We start from the raw sequence: 20091 nt of genomic DNA on the forward strand, positions 1-20091 counted from the left end.
TTGCAGGCTCGGAAGAGCCCGCAAGGATACCCGTGCCCCGCCCTCGTTCACGCTGCTCAGGCGCTCTGGATGTTCTCCGGCGTGAACGGCATCCTGCGCAGCCGCTTGCCGGTCGCCGCGAACACCGCGTTGCCCACCGCCGGGCCGATCAGCGCCGTCGCCGGCTCGCCGATGCCCCCCGGCTTCTCGGTGCTCGGCACCAGCGTGATGGATATCGCCGGCGATTCGTTCAGCCGCAGCAGCCGGTACTGGTGGAAGTTGGTCTGCTGCACCCGGCCCTTCTCGAGCGTGATCTCGCCGAACAGCGCCGCGGTCAGGCCGAACACGATGCTCGACTGGATCTGCGCCTCGACCGTGTCGGGGTTGACCATGCGCCCGAGGTCGGCCGCCACCGTCACCTTGTGCACCTGCACCTCGCCGTTGGCGACCGAGATCTCGGCCACCTGGGCCATGTAGGTGTCGTAGCCCTCCATCAGCGCGATGCCGCGGAAGCGCCCGGCCGGCGCCGCAGTGCCCCAGCCGGCCTTGTCGGTCGCGATCTTCAGCACGTTGGCGAAGCGCGGCTGGCCGGCCAGCAGCGACATCCGGTAGGCGAGCGGATCCTGCCCCGCCGCGACCGCGAGCTCGTCGATGAAGGTCTCGTTCGCGAACGCGTTCAGCGCATGGCTGACCGAGCGCCAGTAGCCGACGCGCAAGCCGGCATCGTGCTTGACGATGTCGTGCCGCGAGGCCGACACCGCGTAGCCGGCGACCGCCGCCTCGGTCATCAGCGGGTCCTGCACCTCGGCCGGCAGGCCGAACACGCGGCCGGTGATCGACTGCGAACTCATCCGGAAGGTCATCGCGGTCGGCTTGCCGTCCGGGCCGATCGCTGCGGCGAGCTGGTGCACCGACTGCGGCCGGTAGAAGTCGTGCGTCATGTCGTCTTCACGCGTCCACAGCAGCTTCACCGGCTTGTTGACCGCCTTCGAGATCTGCGCGGCCTGGATGATGAAGTCGATGTCGATGCGCCGGCCGAAGCCGCCGCCGAGGAAGGTGGTGCGCAGGCTCACGTTCTCCGGCGGCACGCCGACCACCTTGGCCACCGTGGCGGCCGCGGCGTCCTGCCACTGCGTCGGGCCGATCAGCTCGACGCGGTTGTCATGCACGTGCGCGGTGAAGTTCATCGGCTCCAGCGGCGAGTGCGACAGCAGCGGCATCATGTACTCGGCGCGGATCACCTTGCCGGATGCCTTCTCCGCTTTCGCGATCTCGGCATCCGCGTCCCCCACCGCCTTCAGCGGCAGCACCTTGCCGGTCTTCAGCGCGCCGCGCGTGCTTTCGGTCATCGAGGTGTGCGTCAGCGCCGCGCCGGCGCCTTCGTCCCAGACGACCGTCAGGCCCTCGCGCGCCGTCTTCGCGTGCCACCAGGTGTCGGCCACGATCGCGACGCCGTCGGGGATCTGCACCACATCGATCACGCCGGGCATCGTCTTCGCCTTGCTCGCGTCGAAGCTCTTCACGGTGCCGCCGATCACCGGGCACTGCTCGAGCGACGCGTAGACCATGCCGGGCAGCTTCACGTCGATGCCGAACTCGGCGGTTCCGTTCACCTTCGAAGGCGTGTCGAGCCGGCGGGTCGGCTTGCCGACGATCTTGAAATCCTTCGGGTCCTTCAGCACCACCTTGTCGGGCACCGGCAGCTTCGAGGCCGCGGCGGCCAGCTGGCCGTAGGTCGCCTTCTTGCCCTTCGGGCCGATCACGCGGCCGTTCTCGGCGCGCAGCTGCGACTCCGGGATGTTCCATTTTTGAGCAGCCGCGCTGATCAGCATCATGCGCACCTGGGCACCGGCGATGCGCAGCTTCTCCCAGCCGTCGCGCACCGAGCTCGAGCCGCCGGTGAGTTGCGGGCCGCCGAGCAGTGCGTTGCCGTAGAGCTTCTGGTTCGGCGGCGCGATCGACACCTTGATCGCGCGGATGTCGACGTTCAACTCCTCGGCGATCAGCATCGGCATCGAGGTGTAGACGCCCTGGCCCATCTCGGAGCGCGCCGACAACAGCGTGATGGTGTTGTCGTCGGCGATGTGCACCCAGGCATTCGGCGTGTAGAGCATGCCGGCCGCGTTGGCATCGGAGACGGCACCGGGCAACGCGACGCCCAGCATCAGGCCGCCGCTGGTGAGCGCCGAGGTCTGCAGGAAGCCGCGCCGGGTGAGGTCAGTCGCGAGACGGGTGGTCTTGGTCATGGCGTTCTCCTCAGGCCTTGTGGTGCTGCATGTCCGCGGCCGCACTCTTGATCGCGGCGCGGATGCGCGGGTAGGTGCCGCAGCGGCAGATGTTGCCGCTCATCGCGGCGTCGATCTCGGCATCGCTCGGGTTCTTGTTGTCCTTCAGCAGCGCGGCCGCGCTCATCAGCTGGCCGGACTGGCAGTAGCCGCACTGCGGCACGTCGTGCTTGATCCACGCAACCTGCAGCGGGTGGGTGTTGTTGCGCGACAGGCTCTCCACCGTCGCGACCGACTTGCCGGCGACGGCCGACACCGGCGTCTGGCACGAGCGCACCGGCTGGCCGTTCAGGTGCACGGTGCAGGCGCCGCACAGCGCCATGCCGCAGCCGTACTTGGTGCCGGTCAGGCCGATCTCGTCGCGGATCACCCACAGCAGCGGGGTGTCCGGTTCGGCCTTCACGTCGACCGACTTGCCGTTGATCTTGAAACGTGTGCTCACGGGGCGTCTCCTGGGGTCTTGTGCATGAGCACCCAGGATCCCCCTGCGTCGCCAACCCGTCTGCCCGCGGGAAACCCTAGGGCACGGCGGGATCACTCCCCGATCGTGACCTGGCGGATCGGTGCGTCGGTCGCGTTGATGCGGGCCAGGCAGTTGAGCAGCCCGCCGAACACCGCATAGGAGCAGTGGTACGACTCGAAGTACCAGCTGATGCCGAGTTCGTCGTCGACCATCGGCGGCGACGCGACGGTCAGCGTGCTGGACTCGGGCGGGAAGAGTTCGTCCGCATAGCCGCCCCAATTGGCGGCCTTGAACCAGTGGCCGAGGACGGTGTTGATGCGCTCGCGGTCGCGCTCGGACTGCGGCGATTCGAACTCGATGTCGACTGCGATCGTCTGGCCGACGAGTTCGTAGTCGGTCAGGGCGAAGCCGAGCTGGCCCCAGGTGCCGGGGAACACCAGGCCGGCCTCGGGTGCGGGCGCCAGGTCCGGGAGGTCGGCCCTGGCCAGCGACAGGCTGTGCAACGGTGCGAACTGCGCGTGGGCCCAGTGGCACAGGTTCAGCAGCACGGTGCAGGCGGCCGGGTCGAGGGCGGTGTTGGACAGCTCCAGCACCGCCACATCGCCCTGCACGTGTGCGTGGACGACGGCGCAGCCCGCTTGCGCCGGCGCGATGTTCGACCCGCAGAGCGCGCCGCACTGCGCCACGTCGACGAAGGTTTTCAGCAGGTCGAGCCAGCCGAGGCGCTCGTCGGGCGACAGCGGGTTGGTGAAGCGGAGGTGCAGGTTCAATGCACCCGGCGGAGCGTGGCGGTCCAGCGTGATGTGGAAGGGGCGGAGCATGGGGTTGCGGTCCTCAGTCGAGTCGGGTGGGCCAGGTGCGGCGGAAGGCTTGGCTGCCGAAGCCGATCTGCAGCGATGCGCGCACGGGGCGGGTCAGTGCGGCGACTTCCTTCAGCAGCTGCAGGTCTTGTGCGCCGCGGGTCACGTCGCCAATCGGAGGCACGTCGCCCGCGATGATTACGAGGCCTGATGCGAGACCGCGCAGGCGGATTTCCGGAGACAACTGCGCGCGGATGCATGCCTCGCCGCCAAGCTCCTTGATCAGCGGGTGGCCCAGCAGGGTGATCCAGGAGACGTTCACCACGCGGCGACGAGCAGCCCTTGAGAACTGGTCATTGCTGATGTCAACGCCGAGAAAGCGAGGTGCACGCTGAGAAATCCACGGCATGGCCTGATCTCGCCACGCTCGCGCCAAATGCTTGAACGCATAGCCGGCGTATCCCGACTCGAACGCCTCGACCTCGGTCGCTGCTGCAACGAAATCTTCAAACCGCTCACGCCGCTCTGTACTCAACTCGGCCAGAGGAAACTCAAGGACGCAACAACAGGCTTCGCGGGGGGAGATATCGAAGTGAGACAGATCCGTCCCGAAGAAGTGGAAGCCGTGATCGCCGACGTTGCGTGGCTCGCCGGAGCTGAGATGAATCGAGTCATAGTCCATGTCCTCCGCAGCCAACTTGCGCATCCGAATGCTCAGGTTCTGCTTGACGAACTCGCGCCACACGCCGGAAGCGCTCTGCATCGACCGGATCGCACCCGGGGGAATGGCTGAGAAGTAGAGCTCAACCAGCTTCGCCACCACCGGTGCAAGTTCGCCCATTGATTTGCCGTAATACAGCACCAAGGCCACGCCAGTACGTGCGGCGCAGTATTCGCCACTGCGCATCTTCAGTTGAAGACGCTCGGAATCCAATGCGAGCAGGTCTTCCGCCACCATGAGACTCGGACTCATCTCAGTCAAGCCGGCTCAGCCAGTTGCGACGGAAAGACTCACTGCCAAAACCAATCTCCATCGAGATGCGGACCGGCCGGGTCAGCGCCGCAACCTCCTTCAGCAACTGCAGGTCCTGCGCACCGCGGTTCACATCGCCAATCGGCGGCACGTCGCCCGCGATGATGGCGATACCCGATGCGAGGCTCTGCAGGCGGATCTCCGGCGACAACTGCGAGCGAATCTGCTCATCGCCTCCCAATTCCTTGATCAGCGGGTGGCCCAGCAATGTGATCCAGGAGACGTTCACGACGCGGCGGCGCGCGGCTTCGTTGAAGCTGTCGTAGCTGATGTCGACACCGATGAAGCGTTGCGCCTTTTGCGCGATCCACTCATGCGCCTCATCGCGCCACGTCATGAACAAGTGCTTGAACGCATAGCCGGCGTACCCTGACTCGAACGGCTCGACATCTGCAGCCGTCGCGATGAACTGTTCGAATCGACCACGTTGATCGGCGTTCAACATGGCAAGCGGGAACTCGAACACGCACGAACAAGCCTCGCGCGGCCAGACTTCGAAGTTCGACAGATCAGTTCCGAAGAAATGAAAGCCGTATTCGCCCACGTTCCCCGGTTCACCTGAACTCAGGTCGATGGATACGAAATCGACATCTTCGGCGGCCAGTTTTCGCAAGCGACTCGCCAGACCCGCTTTCGTGAAATCTCGCCACACACCAGTCGTGCTGAGAATCGATCGAATGCTGTCCTCCGGAATAGCTGCGAGATACAGCGCCACCAGCTTCGAGACAGAAGGGGCAAGGTCGCGCGTCGACTTTCCGAAATACAGCACCAGTGTCACGCCGGTGCGTGCGACACAGTACTCGCCGTTGCGAGCCTTCAAGTGAAACTGAAGGGCATCCAACGCTGAATGATCCGACGTTGCAACAGTCATGCTGGGCATCTCTCATTCGTGACAAGTTTCGGTTCAACGGTGATCGGCGGCCGCTGCAGAGATCCCAGAGTGCGAGTCCTTGAGAGCTGTCCTCGGCTCCAGAACTGTGGCGCCACTCCCTTCGACGGCGGGCCACCCCGACGAGTAGGCACCGGCGTTGGACACTGGAACTTGAACTCCACAAACCGAGCTGGCAGCCCGTCGTCATCATGGATCGTCGCATCCGGATAGATATTCCCGCGGATGCGCCGGAAGAACTGATGGATCGGCTCGCCGATCAGCCGCATGCGCGTGTTCGGCCGCGCCGCAGGCTGGCCCGTCTTCCGGTTGTACGCCGTCTCCCCGACCATCTTCACCGGCGACCGGTCCTGGCTGATCTTGCTGTTCATGCACTCGTGCTTCTTCGCGCCGAGCAACGGGCAAGTGTCGTCCGGCTCGGGCTGCACCTGCTGGTCGCATTCGCACAGCATGTCCTGCAGCGTCTGCACCGCGATCGCCATCTGCAGCTCGCCCGCCATGTCGGCGGTGTTCCCATGGTTCTGCAGCTTCTTGTCAGTGAGCCGGCAGGCGTTCCGGCCTTCCATCTTCACGTCGAAGGAGTAGAGGATCCAGGTCGACTCCTTCATGAAGGTCGACGATTTCACGCCGCCCAGCGTGCCGGCGTTGTCGCCGTTCGATGCCGAGAACTCCGAGCCCTTGATCGCGATCATCATGCCGCCGTCGGCCTTCACGGTCGTCGTGCCGTTGGCCAGCGTCGACGACTGCGAGATGTTCGGATACGGGATCGGCACCGGCCCACCCGGCGAGGGGGTCTTGCACACGTCCGGCACCGTCGCCGTCGACACGCCGCTGCTGCCCTTGTGCACCAGCGTGTGCGAGGTGCCGTTGACCTTGATCGTGACCGCCATGTCAGCCCTCCCCCGTGGCCACCAGCGCGGCCGCCCGTTCGCCACCCTCGCTGCTCGCACACAGCAGTGAAAGCGGTCCCTTTGCGTAACCCTTGCGGCCGGCCACCGTGGCCAGCACCGCATGCAGCACGCCGCCAGCCGCGCCTACGTCGCCCCAGCAGTCCGCCGGCGCCACGAAGTCGGACGCCGACACGAAGGTCTGCGCCGAACGCGTGCAAGTGAAGCCGTACTCGTCGGCGCGGTACGGCTCGCCGTTCATGTCGCAATAGATGTCGCTCACGCGGGCGCCTGCCGGCAGCGCCGCCAGCGTGTCCTGCACGGCCTGCGTCAACCCTTGGCCGATGCACACCGTGCGTGTCTTGATCCGGTTCTCCTCGACCGCCTGGCCTGTGCCCAGCACGACCGACAGGATCGGCAGCCCCAGCGCCTGCGCCTTGTGCCACCCCGTCAGCAGCAGCGCCCCCGCCGCCTCACCGGGCACGAAGCCCCAGGCGTTGTTCTGCACGCCTGCGCCATGCAGCTGTTCACAGGACTCCAGCCACTCCAGCGTCAGCGGGTGCAGGTAGCTGTCGACGCCGGCGAGCACGCAGGCATCCAACTCTCCTCGCGCCAGCTTGGAGACGGCAGCCCGCAACCCCAGCAGGCCCGCGGCATGCCCTGCCTCGAAGCATGCGGCGGCTTGAAACATGTCTTCGCAGTGACCGCAGATGCTTTCCAGCAGGCGCTGTGCCAGCCCTGCTTCCAGGCCTGGCCGTGCCGCCGGCAGGGCCAGGGCCAGCGCGCAACGCGCCAACTCGGTGGGCAGGCGCCGCTGCATCGGCATCGCAACGGCTTCGAGCACCTCGTCGACGGCAGGAAGCAGCAGTGCCTGGAGTCGCTGCTCGAAGGGCTGCTGCAGGTCGATCCAGTCGGCACAGGCCACCGTCATCGGCTCGCCCGCCGTGTCGATCATCGCGGGGTGCGCCTGGGAGACCGAGATGCCGGCGCGCACCGCGGCCGCACTCGATGCGGCACAGCGGCCGACCGGCGTGCTCGCCCCCAGCGCGACGATGGCCACCGGCTCGCTCATGCAGCCCCCGCCCCCGCGTCGCGACCGGTCTTCAGCGTGATGACGGTGCGCAGCAACTGATGCACCTTGAAATGACAGGGCAGCGCGCTGTGCCACACCATCTGCAGTCGGGGACCATCGGGCTCGATGATCACCGTGTGCAGGCGGCGGTTGCGATGGATCTCCCGCGTGCCGTCGGTGAAATGGGTTTCGAAGCCGAGGTAGACCTTCGGCAGCCTGAAGTCCAGGCTGCCGCCCTGCGTCAGGCCACGCAGCACCGCCGGCTCGCCGCCCCGCAGGAAGCCCGGCACCTGCTGGTCGGCCGGCGCGCTCTGGAAGTAGCGATCGTCGAGGTCTTCGGCCCACAAGGGCTGGCGCGTCTTCATCCAGCGTTCGCCGTAGGTGCCTGCAAAGCCCACGCGCGGGTGCCAGTGGCACGCGATCGGGCCGAAGCCGGCGGGCTCCGGCCGGTCGCGCCAGCCACGGATTGGCGCCTCCGGCCGTTCGATGTTCGGCAGGCGCAGGCCCTTCGCATGGCGGCCCGACACGGCGAATCCGGTGCCCACCGGATTGCGCCACTCCCAATCGCGCTCAGGGTGTGCCGAGGCCGCATCCACGCCGCCGTAGGCCCGCTCGTAGACCAGCGGCATCGATGCGAACGGCTCGGGCGCCGACGCGCCCAGCGTGCCCCAGCGCCGATCGCCGAACACCCTCAGCACCTTCCGGATCGGGCCGACGCTGAAGCCCACGTCCAGTTGCGTCACCGGGGACCCACCCGGTGCGTGGGCATGGCCCAGCACCAGCACATCGGTGGCCTGCTTGGTCAGGACGAGGTCGGCATCTTGACGCAGGCTGCTGCGGCCGGCTTCGCCGAGGTGCTCCGGCAGCCGCAGCACGGGTGCCTGTTCGTCGGCGACACGGGGAGCACCATCGACGATGTCGAACGTGGCCTTGACCGCGACGATCCAGACCTCGGAGCCATCGCGGTCGCGCAGCCAGACGCGCTCGGCCGCGAACGGCGTTCGATTGGCAAGTTGCCACATGGGCGCCCGATCAGTGAGGGGCGTCCGTGGCGTCCTGGGTCAAGCCGTACCACCTCAATCGGCCTGACCTCCAGCGGCATGGGAACGTGGAGGTGGAGAGCATCTGGCTGTGTGTCGCGGAGAAGAACGTCGCGGTGAGCGGCACCGCGGTCGTCGCACTGTAGAGACCGACCCACCAAACGCAACCGGTACGAATGTCAGGTTCGCGCCGACGAACTCCCGTTTGGTGGCGCCATCCGCCACGCCGCGATCACCGCCAGCGCGCTGATCACGCCGAGCAACCCGAAGGTCTCGTGGAACGCCTTCAGCGGCGCATCCGCATGCACGCCCAGCCGCCACTGCAGCACGATCCCGACGATGCTGATGCCCACCGCCCCGCCCAGCTGGCGCAGGAAGTTGATCGTGCTCGACCCGTGCGAGATCAGCTCGGTCGGCAGCCCGCGCATCGCGCCGAGGTTCAGCGATGGCAGCACCAGCCCGAGCCCGATGCGACCGACCACCGCCCACAGCGTGATCAGCCACAGCGCCGTCGCGAACCCGACCGTCAGCATCAGCCAGAACGAGGCCGCCAGCAGCAGCACGCCGGCCGCGACGACGCGGCTCACCGGCAGCTTGTCGGCCAGCCGGCCGGCCAGCGGGATGGTGATCGCGAGCACGATGCCCGCCGGCAGCAGCACCGCACCGGCCTGCGACGGCGGCAGCTTCAGCGCGAGCTGCATGAACACCGGCACCAGGTAGGTCGAGCCGAACAGCGCCATGCCGTAGATGAACGCGACCCAGCCGCCCATCGAGAACGAGCGGAAGCTGAACAGCCCGAGCCGCATGATCGGGTTGTCGCTGCGGCGCTGGCGCGCGACGAACACGACGCCGGCACCGATCGCGACCGCCAGCAGCACGATCGCCGACAGCTTGGCCGCGTCGTGCAGGTGCACCAGCCCGTTCAGCAGCGCCAGCACCGCCACCGTCAGCAGCGCCAGGCCGCCGACGTCGAGCTTGCGGCCATGCTGGTTGACGTGGGCGCCGCCCGGCGAGCTGTGCGGCAGGTAGCGCGCCGCCATCGCGAGCGCGGCCAGGCAGAACGGCACCACCACGAAGAAGATCGAGCGCCAGCCGAAGGCCTCGACCAGCACGCCGCCGATGCTCGGCCCGATGGCCGGCGCGAGCACGACGCCGAAGCCGAAGATGCCCATCGCCTTGCCTTGCTCGTGGCGCTGGAACGCATGCAGCACGATGATCGCGGGGATCGGTTGCAGCACGCCGGCCGACAGGCCTTCGAGCACCCGCATCGCGAGCACCCCTTCGAAGCTCGTCCCGAGCCCGCCGCCGATGCCGCCCAGCATCAGCAGCAGCACCGCGCCGAAGTAGCTGCTGCGGTAGCCGAAGCGGTCGAGCACCCACGGCGTCACCAGCATCGAGACCGTCATCGCGGCCATGAAGCCGGCCGACAGCCACTGCGCACGCTCCTGGCCGAGGCCGAAGCGCTGGCTGATGTCGGGCACCGCGACGTTGATGATGGTCGAGGCCATGATCGACGCCATCGTGCCGATCATCACCGTCAGCAGCACCATCCAGCGGTAGCGCTCGCCGAACCTCTCGCGCAACTGGACGAGGGAGGCCGGCGACTCGGGGGGCGTGCTCATGCCCCCCAGTTTCGCACCGGTCGCGAGATCACCAGATCCGCATCACCAGATCGAAACGCGCTTCTCCGGCGGCAGGTACATCTTGTCGCCCGCCTTCACGCCGAAGGTCGAGTAGTAGCCCGGGTGGTTGCGCACCGTGCCGTTGGCGCGGATCTCTTCCGGCGAATGCGGGTCGGACTTCAGCTGCTGGATCATGGCTTGGTCGCGCGCCTTGCCGCGCCACACCTGGGCGAAGCCGAGGAAGAAGCGCTCGTCGCCGCTCAGCCCGTCGATCGCGAGCGGCGGCTGGCCGTTCAGCGACAGGTGGTAGGCCTTGTACGCGATCTCCAGCCCCGAGTTGTCGGCGATGTTCTCGCCCAGCGTCAGCTCGCCGTTGACCTTGTAGCCCGGCACCGGCTCGAACGCGCCGTACTGCTCGACCAGGATGCTGGTCTTGGCCTCGAAGCGCTTGCGGTCTTCGGCGGTCCACCATTCGCGCAGGTTGCCCAGCCCGTCGAAGCGGCTGCCTTCGTCGTCGAAGCCGTGGCTGATCTCGTGGCCGATCACCGCGCCGATGCCGCCGTAGTTGGCCGCGTCGTCGGCGCTCGCGTCGAAGAACGGCGGCTGCAGGATCGAAGCCGGGAACACGATCTCGTTCATCGCCGGGTTGTAGTAGGCATTGACGGTCTGCGGCGTCATGAACCATTCGTCGCGGTCGACCGGCTTGCCGAGCTTGGCCACCTCGCGCGCGTCGGCGAGCAGGCGCGCCCGCATCACGTTGCCGACCAGGTCGTCACGGCGGATCTGCAGACGGCTGTAGTCCTTCCACTTCTTCGGGTAGCCGATCTTCGGCGCGAAGGTCGCGAGCTTGGCCTGTGCCTGCTTCTTGGTGTCGGGGCCCATCCAGTCGAGCGTGTCGATGCTCTGCTTGTAGGCGGCCAGCAGGTTGCCGACCAGCTTCTCCATCTTGTCCTTCGACTCGGGCGGGAAGTACTTGGCCACGTAGACCTTGCCGAGGCTTTCGCCGATGGAGCGCTCGACGATGCCGACGCCGCGCTTCCAGCGCGGGCGGTTCTCGGTCGTGCCCATCAACACGGTGCCGTTGAATGCGAAGGCGGTGTCGACGAATTCCTTGCTCATGTACGGCGCGAACGAGATCAGCAGCCGCGTCTTCGCATAGGCCTTCCAGGTCGACAGCGGCTGCGACTGCAGCAGCGCGCTCATGCCCTTGAAGTAGCTCGGCTGGCGCACGATCACGTCGGGCGTCTTGCCGGCGATGCCGGAATCGGCCAGCCAGGCCTTCCAGTCGACGGCCGGCGCGAGCTTCGGCAGGTCTTTCTGCCGCACTGGGTTGTAGCTCTTGACGGCGTCACGGTTCTCGACGCGCGTCCATTGCACGCGGGCCATCTCGGTCTCGAGCGCGAGCACCGCGCGGGCGCTGGCTTCGGTGTGCGATTCGCCGGCCAGGCTCAGCAGCTTCGAGACCAGCTCGACGTACTTGGCGCGCGCTTCCTTGAAGCGGGCGTCGTCTTCCTTCAGGTAGTAGTCGCGGTCGGGCAGGCCCAGGCCGCCCTGGCTCAGGTAGGTGACATAGCGGGTGGAATCCTTCGCGTCCTGGTCGATCTCGCCGTTCACCGCGGACGGGATGCCGAGCCGGCCGTGGCGCGCCATCAGCACGCTGAACTGCTTGCGGGTGCGCACCGCATCGATCGCGGCCAGTTCGCCGGCCAGCGGCTTGGCGCCCAGCTTCTCGAGCGCGGCTTCGTCCATGAAGCTGGCGTACAGGTCGCCGATCTTCTTCGCGTCGTCGTCGCCGCCGTTTTTCGCGGCGTCCTCGATCAGGCCGCGCAGCTTCTCGAGCGTGCCTTCCTGGATCTTCTCGAAGGCGCCGACGTAGGCCTTGTCGGCCGGCATCGGTGCGTCGCGCAGCCAGGTGCCGTTCATGTGGCGGAACAGGTCGTCCTGCGGGCGCACGGCGTTGTCCATGCCGCTGCGGTCGATGCCGGAGCGGGGCGCTTCGGTCTGCGCGAGGACGGGGCCGGCGAACAGCGTGGCGGCGACGGCGGCAAGGGCCGCAAACAAGGCAGCCCGTCGGGGGCGATGAGGCAGAAGATGCAAGTGAAGCTCCTGGGCGGCCGGATGGACCGCGGTGGTCGAGGGGGCGCCCGATCGGCGCAGCCGTACTCTACAGGCGCCCCACCTTTCGCGGGTTCACGGTGCGACGGAGCGCAGGATCGCGTGGGCGCGCTGCAGTTCCGGGCCACTGAAACGCCGGGCCAGCTCATCCTGCTGCGCCTGCTCGCGCTGCGGCGCCGACAGCTCCGGGCGCTGCGCGATCGCCTGCAGCGCGGTGCGCGCGTCGGCGATCTGCTGCTCCCAGCGCGCCCAGGCGGCATCCTCGGCGCGCAGCCGCTCGGCGCCTTCCGCGCCGAACTGCGCGGTGCGGGCGGCCTGCAGCTCGGGCGTCTGGCGGGCCGTGTCCGGGGTCAGCAGCGACGGCGACGCGGCCGCGGCCTCGGTGGACGGTGCGCTGCGGCGGGCCGCCAGTGCCGCGAAGTCGCGCTCCTCGTCGGCATAGAAGGCCTGCGCCCACGGTGCACCGAGCAGGTCGCGGCGCACCTTCGAGCGTTCGGCCATCACGCCGGCCCAGCTGCTCGGATCCTCAGGTTTCCACGCGGTCTCGAAGCGGCGTTGCTGCAGCGAGAGGTAGCGGTCCCAGACGTCGAGCACCTGGCGCGCGGCGTCGATGCCGCGTTCCAGCGTCAGCTGCTGTTCGATCCAGTGGCGCAGCTCGGTCGGCTCGACCTCGCCGGTGCCGGTCAGCAGGTAGTCGAAGCGGCGGCGCAGCGACAGGCCGGGCTGCAGCCGGTCGCCGACCCAGCTGCCCCAGTCGCCATCGAGGTCGGTGCCACGCAGCGAGCCGTCGACCCACAGGCGGGCGACGCGCGCGGCGGCGGCCTCCGCCTCCCGGCCGGATGCTTCGTTGTAGGCCGCGGCGTCGGTGGGCACGCCGGCGGCGAACGGGTTGTCTCGCCATTCGGTGAAGCGCGGCTCGGCCGGCCGCGCCGCATGCGTCGACGACGGCGTGAGCCGCCAGGCGACCACGCCGATCACCAGGCAGACGCCTGCGACCGACAGTGCGAACAGCGAGGCCGGTCGATCACTCACAGCCCTGCCCCCTTCAGCCGGTTCGCCTGGCTGCGGTAGAACGCCACCGGGTCCTGCGCGAACAGCCCGCGGATGCCGAAAGCCTGGTTCACCTCGTCGAGGTGGTTCCAGGCGTAGTTGTCCTTCAGCACCACGCCCCAATGGCTGGAGCACTGGCCGACCAGCCCGTCGTTCTGTTCGAAGCCGAAGAACACGCTGGTGGCGGCGAGCAAGCCGTCGCTGACGTCGAACACGTTGGTCAGCACGCTGGTGCCGCCGACCGACCAGTAGCGCACGCCGTTGACGACCGCGGCGCCCTGGCCGCAGGGCGTGGTGGGCGCGGCCTGCGGGAAGCGGCGGTTGAAGTCGGCGGCGCCGGCGGTGTTCAGCGACTGCAGCGCGCCGAGCGAGTTCTGCGGCAGGCTCGGCGAGCCCGACAGGAACGAGATCGTCGCCGCCAGCGCGTTCGCGATCGCCGCGACGGCACCGGTGGTGCCGGTCCACGAGGTGACGCCCTGGATCGCGTCGGCGGTCTTGCTGCCGGTGTGCGGCGCGCCGACCGTCGTGACGGAGGCGATCAGCTCCGGCGCGACGGCCGCCACGTAGCGGATCGTCGGGCCGCCGTGGCTGTGGCCGATCAGGTTGAACTTCGCGTAGCCGTAGGCGGCCTTCAGCGCGCGCAGTTCACGCAGCAGCTGCTCGCCGCGCGCCTCGCTGGAGTTGGCGGCCGACACGCTGGGCGTGTAGACGGTGGCACCGCCCGCGCGCAGCGCCGACGGGATGCCGTAGAAGTAGTCGACCGGCCCGATCGCATCGAAGCCGAGCAGGCCGTGGACCATCACGATCGGGTACTGCGTCTTCGTGTAGGTGTCGGCGGCGCGTGCCTCGGGCGCGGCACCGAGCGCGAGGCCGGCGGCCAGCGCAATGGCGCCCAGGGTGCGCGGGATCAAGGAACGCAAAGACGGGGACGGCCGCGGCACGCGGCAGATCGGCAAGTTCATCGAGGTGTCTCCTGAAGGTTCTAGGTATGTCGTGCGCCCGCTGGCATCGAAGCCAGTCGTGTGCGCACGCGGGACCGAACATCCTGCGAACTGCCTGCAAAACATGCGGCCGACGCGGAGTCTCGAACGAACGTTCGTCTTTTAAAAGAGGGTTGGCACGGAAAGGAGGGAGGGACTTTCCCGGAGGCGCGCCGCCCCTCCGGGGGAGGGAGATCAGATTTCTTCGTACAGGGGAAGCGTCAGAAACTCCGCGAACTCATCCTGCGTGCTCATCTGCGTGAAGATCTCCGCCGCGCGGTCGAACTTGCCGTCGAACCCACCAGCCTTGATCTTCGCGAGCTCTTCCGGCACCAGCGCCCGCACCAGCTCGGCCGTGACCTTGCGGCCGTCGTCGAGCGTGCCCTTCGGCGAGCGGATCCACTGCCACACCTGCGAGCGGCTGATCTCGGCGGTGGCCGCGTCCTCCATCAGGTTGTGGATCGGCACGCAGCCGTTGCCGGCCAGCCAGGCACCCAGGTAGTGGATGCCGACGTTGATGTTCATCCGCAGCCCGTGCTCGGTGATCGGCGCCTCGGGCTGGAAGTCGAGCAGGTCGGCCGCGCTGACCTTCACATCCGGGCGCTGCTTGTCGAACTGGTTCGGCCGGTCGCCCAGCACCGCCATGAACTCCTTCATCGCCGGCTCGACCAGGCCCGGGTGCGCGACCCAGCCGCCGTCGTAGCCATCGACCGCGTCGCGCTTCTTGTCGGCGATGATCCCGCCCATCGCGATCGCGTTCTTCTCCGGGTCGTTCTTGATCGGGATCAGCGCGCTCATGCCGCCCATCGCCGGCGCGCCGCGCTTGTGGCAGGTCTGCAGCAGCAGCAGCGCGTAGGCGCGCATGAACGGCGCCGTCATCGTGACCTTCGCGCGGTCGGCCAGGCAGAAGTTGCGGTCGACCTTGAACTTCTTGATGCAGCTGAAGATGTAGTCCCAGCGGCCGGCGTTCAGCCCGGCGCTGTGCTCGCGCAGCTCGTACAGGATCTCGTCCATCTCGAAGGCCGCGAGGATGGTCTCGATCAGCACCGTCGCCTTGATCGTGCCCTGCGGCAACCCGAGCTCGGCCTGCGTCATCACGAACACGTCGTTCCACAGCCGGGCCTCGAGGTGGCTCTCCATCTTCGGCAGGTAGAAGTACGGACCGGCGCCGCGGGCGAGTTGCTCCTTGGCGTTGTGGAACATGAACAGCGCGAAGTCGAAGATGCCGCCGTGCACCCGCTGGCCGTCGACCATCACGTGCTTCTCATCGAGGTGCCAGCCGCGCGGTCGCACCTGCAGCGTCGCGATCTGGTCGTTCAGTTGGTAGGTCTTGCCCTTCGATTCGAGCGTCAGCGTGCGGCGGATCGCCTGCGACAGGTTGATCTGCCCCTGGATCTGGTTGGACCACGACGGCGAGTTGCTGTCCTCGAAGTCGGTCATGTAGCTGTCGGCACCGGAGTTGAACGCGTTGATCACCATCTTGGCGTCGACCGGGCCGGTGATCTCGACGCGCCGGCAATGCAACGCCTTCGGAATCGGCGCGACCTTCCAGTCGCCGGCGCGGATGTGCGCCGTCTCGGGCAGGAAATCGGGGCGCTCGCCGGCATCCAGCCGCTGCGTGCGCTCGACGCGCGCGGCCAGCAGCTGCTGCCGGCGCGGCTCGAAGGCCCGGTGCAGCTTGGCGACCAGCTCCAGCGCCGGCAGCGTCAGCACCGTCTCGAAGCCCGGCAGGACGGGCGCGTTGATCTGCATGCCGTGCGGCAGGGAAAGGCTGCTCATGGGGGAATCTCCTCGGAAACGAATCCCCGCACTCTATTGGAGACTTGCGTGAAGATTAAGAGCCTGCGAATCCGGTGATTCGTGACTTCAACGCAAGCAATCAGTCCGGGAATCGCCCGCCGAGCTGCTTCGTCAGCGCGATCGCCGCCTCGCGGACCGGCGCCGCATGCGCCTCGGTGTAGCGCTGGGTCGGCATCGTCAACGTCAGCGCGCCGGCCAGCGCGCCCGCGGCGTCGAACACCGGCGACGAGATGCCGGCCACGCCCTCGCTGCGGTCGTCGGCCAGGCCGATCACGCCGTCGCGGCGCAGGCGCTTGCTGATCGCATCGCCCGGCAACGCGCCCGACGCCAACGGCGCATAGGCGCTGATGACGCGCCCGCCCGCGCCGCGCTTCAGCGGCAGCACGTCGCCGGCCCGGATGTGGTCGCGGATCGGCTGCGGCGAATCGATGCGGTACAGGCACAGCCGCGCGTCGTTCTGCCGCACATGGAAGGCCGCGCTCTCACGGGTACGCCCCGCCAGTTGCCGCAGCACCGGCATCACGACGGCTTCGAGCGAGAACGCCGCCGCATGGGCCGCCTGCAGCCGGATCGCCGATGCACCCGCGGCGTAGCGCCCGTCGGCCAGCCGCTGCACCAGCCCGGCGTGCTCCAGCGAGGCCAGCAGCCGCAATGCGGTGCTCTTGTGCAGTCGCGTGCGCTGCGAGAGGTCAGCGAGCGACAGCATCGGCTGCGCGCTGTCGAACGCCATCAGCAGGCTGAGCGCGCGGTCGACCGCGGCCGCGCCGCCGGGTGCGGCATGCTCGTCGGCGACCGAGGCCTGGGCAGCTTTGCGGGGCATGGGCTCCTCGTTGTCGCCATTGACTTGCGCCCGGGCGACATCGATACTTGAATTCAAAGGAAAGAATGTTGTTCTATCTTATGAAATCACATTCATGAACGCAAGCCCCCTGCCCCTGCCCGAGGTGCTGATCAGCGAAGTCGGCCCCCGCGACGGCCTGCAGAGCATCGCGCGCGTGATGCCGACCGCCGACAAGCTGCGCTGGATCGATGCGCTGCATGCCGCCGGCCTGCGCGAGATCGAGGTCGGCTCGTTCGTGCCGGCCCGGCTGCTGCCGCAGATGGCCGACGTGGCCGAGGTCGTCGCGCACGCGCTGACGCTGCCGGGCCTCACCGTGATGGCGCTGGTGCCGAACCTGCGCGGCGCCGAAGCGGCCCTCGCGGCCGGCGTGCACAAGCTGACGCTGCCGGTGTCGGCCAGCACGGCGCATTCGCTGGCCAACGTGCGCAAGACGCCGCTGGAGATGATCGAAGCGCTGCGCTCGATCGCCGAACTGCGCGACGAGAGGGCGCCCGGCGTGCGCATCGAGGCCGGCATCTCGACTGCGTTCGGCTGCACGATCGAAGGCCGGGTGTCCGAAGACGCGGTGATCCGCCTCGCCGCGCAGGCCATCGCCGCCGGCGCCGACGAATCGGGCCTGTCGGACACCACCGGCATGGGCAACCCGGCCCAGGTGAAGCGGCTGTTCACGCGGCTGCGCGCCGAGATCGGCGAGCACGCCGGTGCCGCACACCTGCACAACACGCGCGGCCTCGGGCTCGCCAACTGCCTGGCCGCGTTCGAGGCCGGCGTGCGCGTCTTCGACAGCTCGCTCGCCGGGCTGGGCGGCTGCCCGTACGCGCCCGGCGCGTCGGGCAACGTCGTCACCGAGGACCTGGTCTTCATGTTCGAGGCGATGGGCGTGCGCACTGGCGTCGACCTGCCCCGGCTGATGCGCTCGCGCGAGGTGCTGCAGCAGTCGCTCGCCGGCGAGCCGCTGTACGGCCATACGCCGCAGGCGGGGCTGCCGCTCGGGTTCGTGTCGGCATGAGCGACAGCATGAATGACGGCAACGAGCTGCCGCTGGCCGGCATCCGCGTCGTCGAGTTCACCCACATGGTGATGGGACCGAGCTGCGGCATGGTGCTCGCCGACCTGGGTGCCGAGGTCATCAAGGTGGAGCCGCTGGCGGGCGACGCGACCCGGCGGCTGCAGGGCTCGGGCGCCGGCTTCTTCCCGATGTTCAACCGCAACAAGAAGAGCCTCGCGATCGACGTGCGGCAGCCGCGCGGGCTCGAGCTGGTGCTGAAGCTGGTCGCGACGGCCGACGTGTTCTGCGAGAACTTCAAGCCCGGCGGCATGGCCGCGCTCGGCCTCGGCTACGCGCGCCTCGCGGCGCTGAATCCGCAGCTGGTCTACGTCTCGCACAAGGGCTTCCTGCCCGGCCCGTACGAGCACCGCACCGCGCTCGACGAGGTGGTGCAGATGATGGGCGGGCTGGCCTACATGACCGGGCCGGTCGGGCAGCCGCTGCGGGCCGGCAGCAGCGTCAACGACATCATGGGCGGCATGTTCGGCGCGATCGGCGCGCTGGCGGCGCTGGCGCAGCGTGCGACGACCGGTCGCGGGCAGGAGGTGCAGAGTGCGCTGTTCGAGAACAACGTGCTGCTGGTCGCGCAGCACATGATGCAGTTCGCGGTCACCGGCCGGCCGGCGGCGCCGATGCCCAGCCGCATCCCTGCCTGGGGCGTCTACGACATCTTCGAGGTGGCCGGCGGCGAGCAGATCTTCCTCGCGGTGGTGTCCGACGGCCAGTGGGCGAGCCTGTGCAACGCGTTCGGTTTCGCCGACCTGAAGGACGACCCGCGGCTCGCGACCAACAACCTGCGCGTCGCCGCGCGCGACTGGATGATGCCGCTGTTGCGCGAGCGCATGGCGGTGCACCGCGCGGCCGAGATCGGTGCGCGCTTCGAGGCCAACGGCCTGCCGTGGGCTCCGATCACGCGGCCCCACGACCTGTTCGACGACCCGCACCTGCTGGCCACCGGCGGCCTCGCGCCGGTCACGCTGCCCGATGGCCGCGACACGCGCACGCCGCTGCTGCCGATCACGCTCGATGGGCGGCGACCACCGCTGCGCTCCAACCCGCCGGCGATCGGCGAGCACACCGAGGCGCTGCTGCAGTCGCTCGGCCTGGATGCCACGCAGATCCTCGCGCTGCGCAGCGATGGCGTGATCGCCCCCGCTCAAACCGAACAACCACCCGGAGACACCTCTTGATGAACCCGCTGCGCCGCACCCTTCTCGCCGGCCTGCCGGCGCTGGCCGCCTGGCCTGCGCTGGCCGAATCCACCTTCCCGAACCAGCCGATCCGGCTGGTCGTGCCGTTCCCGCCGGCCGGTGCGACCGACGTGGTCTCGCGGCTGATCACCGGCAAGATCAGCGCCGACACCGGCTGGAACTTCGTCGTCGACAACCGGGCCGGCGCCGGCGGCAACATCGGCCTCGATGCGGTCGCGAAGGCGCAGGCCGACGGCTACACGCTCGGCATGGGCCAGACCGCCAACCTCGCGGTGAACCCGGCGCTGCTGGCGAAGATGCCCTTCGATCCGCTGAAGGATTTCACGCCGGTCGCGCTGGTGGCTTCGCTGCCGGTCGTTCTGGTCGTGCGCACCGAATCACCGTTCACGTCGCTGGCGGCGATCGTGTCGGCCGCCAAGGCCAAGCCCGGCGTGCTGCTGCAGGCGCTGGCCTCGAACGGCACCGTCGGCCATCTCGCGGGCGAGATGTTCGGCCGGCTCGCCGGCGTGCGGTTCACCAACGTGCCGTACAAGGGTGCCGGCCCCGCGCTGACCGACCTGATCGGCGGCCAGACCGATTTCATGTTCGGCACGCCGCAGGCCGTCACGGCGCTGGTGCGCGGCGGCAAGCTGCGAGCGCTGGCCGTCACGTCGGCGCGCCGCTTGCCGGTGATGCCCGAGGTGCCGACGGTCGCCGAATCGGGCTACGCCGGCTTCGAGGCGACCGACTGGAAGGGCCTGGTCGCGCCGGCCGCGACGCCGCGCGACGTGGTGCGCAAGCTGAATGCAGCGGTCAACCGCGCGCTCGGCCGGGCCGACACGCTGGCGGCGCTGCTGGCCGATGGCAGCGCGCCGATGGGCGGCACGCCGGAGCAGTTCGCGCAGTTCCTGAAGTCCGAACACACACGCTGGGGCAAGGTCGTCCGCGACGCCGGCATCAAGCCGGACTGAGCTCGCCGCCCCGAGGATTGCTGACT

At 68.6% G+C, this 20091-nt stretch carries 17 protein-coding genes; 3 read left to right on the forward strand and 14 right to left on the reverse strand.

Annotated features, from left to right (window positions below; translation table 11 throughout):
* Positions 1 to 56: 56 nt before the first annotated feature.
* From BUE42_RS10745 to BUE42_RS10810, 14 genes are all read right to left on the reverse strand, one after another.
* The gene (locus tag BUE42_RS10745; RefSeq protein ID WP_073465096.1) at positions 57 to 2225 is read right to left on the reverse strand and encodes a xanthine dehydrogenase family protein molybdopterin-binding subunit; all 2169 of its coding nucleotides are present in this window, start codon (positions 2223 to 2225) and stop codon (positions 57 to 59) included.
* Positions 2226 to 2235: 10 nt separating this feature from the next.
* On the reverse strand, positions 2236 to 2706 hold the full coding sequence (locus tag BUE42_RS10750) for a (2Fe-2S)-binding protein (RefSeq protein ID WP_073465097.1): 471 nt from the start codon (positions 2704 to 2706) through the stop codon (positions 2236 to 2238).
* 92 nt (positions 2707 to 2798) lie between these two features.
* Entirely contained in the window at positions 2799 to 3548 is a 750-nt protein-coding gene (locus BUE42_RS10755; RefSeq protein ID WP_143171427.1) for a hypothetical protein, read from the reverse strand.
* Between the two features lie 13 nt (positions 3549 to 3561).
* Positions 3562 to 4485 (reverse strand): type VI immunity family protein, encoded by a 924-nt coding sequence (locus BUE42_RS10760; protein WP_159445401.1) that lies wholly within the window; start codon positions 4483 to 4485, stop codon positions 3562 to 3564.
* 16 nt (positions 4486 to 4501) lie between these two features.
* The gene (locus BUE42_RS31560) at positions 4502 to 5440 is read right to left on the reverse strand and encodes a type VI immunity family protein (RefSeq protein ID WP_083614060.1); all 939 of its coding nucleotides are present in this window, start codon (positions 5438 to 5440) and stop codon (positions 4502 to 4504) included.
* The gene (locus BUE42_RS10770; protein ID WP_235002251.1) at positions 5428 to 6276 is read right to left on the reverse strand and encodes a DUF4150 domain-containing protein; all 849 of its coding nucleotides are present in this window, start codon (positions 6274 to 6276) and stop codon (positions 5428 to 5430) included. Before BUE42_RS10770 ends, BUE42_RS31560 begins: the two co-directional genes overlap by 13 nt.
* Positions 6277 to 6340: 64 nt before the next feature.
* Positions 6341 to 7408, reverse strand: coding sequence for a beta-ketoacyl synthase N-terminal-like domain-containing protein (locus tag BUE42_RS10775; RefSeq protein WP_073465102.1), 1068 nt, complete (start codon positions 7406 to 7408; stop codon positions 6341 to 6343).
* On the reverse strand, positions 7405 to 8430 hold the full coding sequence (locus BUE42_RS10780) for a DUF2169 family type VI secretion system accessory protein (RefSeq protein ID WP_073465103.1): 1026 nt from the start codon (positions 8428 to 8430) through the stop codon (positions 7405 to 7407). Before BUE42_RS10780 ends, BUE42_RS10775 begins: the two co-directional genes overlap by 4 nt.
* A gap of 197 nt (positions 8431 to 8627) precedes the next feature.
* Complete coding sequence (locus BUE42_RS10785; RefSeq protein ID WP_073465104.1) at positions 8628 to 10070, reverse strand: DHA2 family efflux MFS transporter permease subunit; 1443 nt, start codon at positions 10068 to 10070, stop codon at positions 8628 to 8630.
* Between the two features lie 42 nt (positions 10071 to 10112).
* Positions 10113 to 12131, reverse strand: coding sequence for a M13 family metallopeptidase (locus BUE42_RS10790; RefSeq protein WP_235002252.1), 2019 nt, complete (start codon positions 12129 to 12131; stop codon positions 10113 to 10115).
* 129 nt (positions 12132 to 12260) lie between these two features.
* Positions 12261 to 13217 (reverse strand): lipase secretion chaperone, encoded by a 957-nt coding sequence (locus BUE42_RS10795; protein ID WP_073465105.1) that lies wholly within the window; start codon positions 13215 to 13217, stop codon positions 12261 to 12263.
* Positions 13214 to 14197: an esterase/lipase family protein gene (locus BUE42_RS10800; RefSeq protein WP_073465106.1), complete on the reverse strand. Its 984-nt coding sequence runs from the start codon at positions 14195 to 14197 to the stop codon at positions 13214 to 13216. Before BUE42_RS10800 ends, BUE42_RS10795 begins: the two co-directional genes overlap by 4 nt.
* A 213-nt stretch (positions 14198 to 14410) precedes the next feature.
* Positions 14411 to 15994, reverse strand: coding sequence for a malate synthase A (gene aceB, locus BUE42_RS10805; RefSeq protein WP_073465107.1), 1584 nt, complete (start codon positions 15992 to 15994; stop codon positions 14411 to 14413).
* Between the two features lie 100 nt (positions 15995 to 16094).
* Positions 16095 to 16835, reverse strand: coding sequence for an IclR family transcriptional regulator (locus tag BUE42_RS10810; protein ID WP_073465108.1), 741 nt, complete (start codon positions 16833 to 16835; stop codon positions 16095 to 16097).
* 94 nt (positions 16836 to 16929) lie between these two features.
* Between BUE42_RS10810 and BUE42_RS10815 the strand changes: the two genes are divergently transcribed.
* Genes BUE42_RS10815 through BUE42_RS10825 form a run of 3 tightly spaced genes read left to right on the forward strand, consistent with a single transcriptional unit; the run spans position 16930 to position 20065 of the window.
* A complete protein-coding gene (locus BUE42_RS10815; protein WP_073465109.1) occupies positions 16930 to 17865 on the forward strand; it encodes a hydroxymethylglutaryl-CoA lyase in 936 nt (311 codons plus the stop codon).
* A gap of 8 nt (positions 17866 to 17873) precedes the next feature.
* Complete coding sequence (locus BUE42_RS10820) at positions 17874 to 19094, forward strand: CaiB/BaiF CoA transferase family protein (RefSeq protein WP_073465219.1); 1221 nt, start codon at positions 17874 to 17876, stop codon at positions 19092 to 19094.
* Positions 19094 to 20065, forward strand: coding sequence for a Bug family tripartite tricarboxylate transporter substrate binding protein (locus BUE42_RS10825; RefSeq protein ID WP_073465110.1), 972 nt, complete (start codon positions 19094 to 19096; stop codon positions 20063 to 20065). Before BUE42_RS10820 ends, BUE42_RS10825 begins: the two co-directional genes overlap by 1 nt.
* Positions 20066 to 20091 lie beyond the last annotated feature (26 nt).

It is taken from the genome of Rhizobacter sp. OV335, from assembly GCF_900142965.1.
Classification (GTDB): Bacteria; Pseudomonadota; Gammaproteobacteria; order Burkholderiales; family Burkholderiaceae_C; genus Rhizobacter.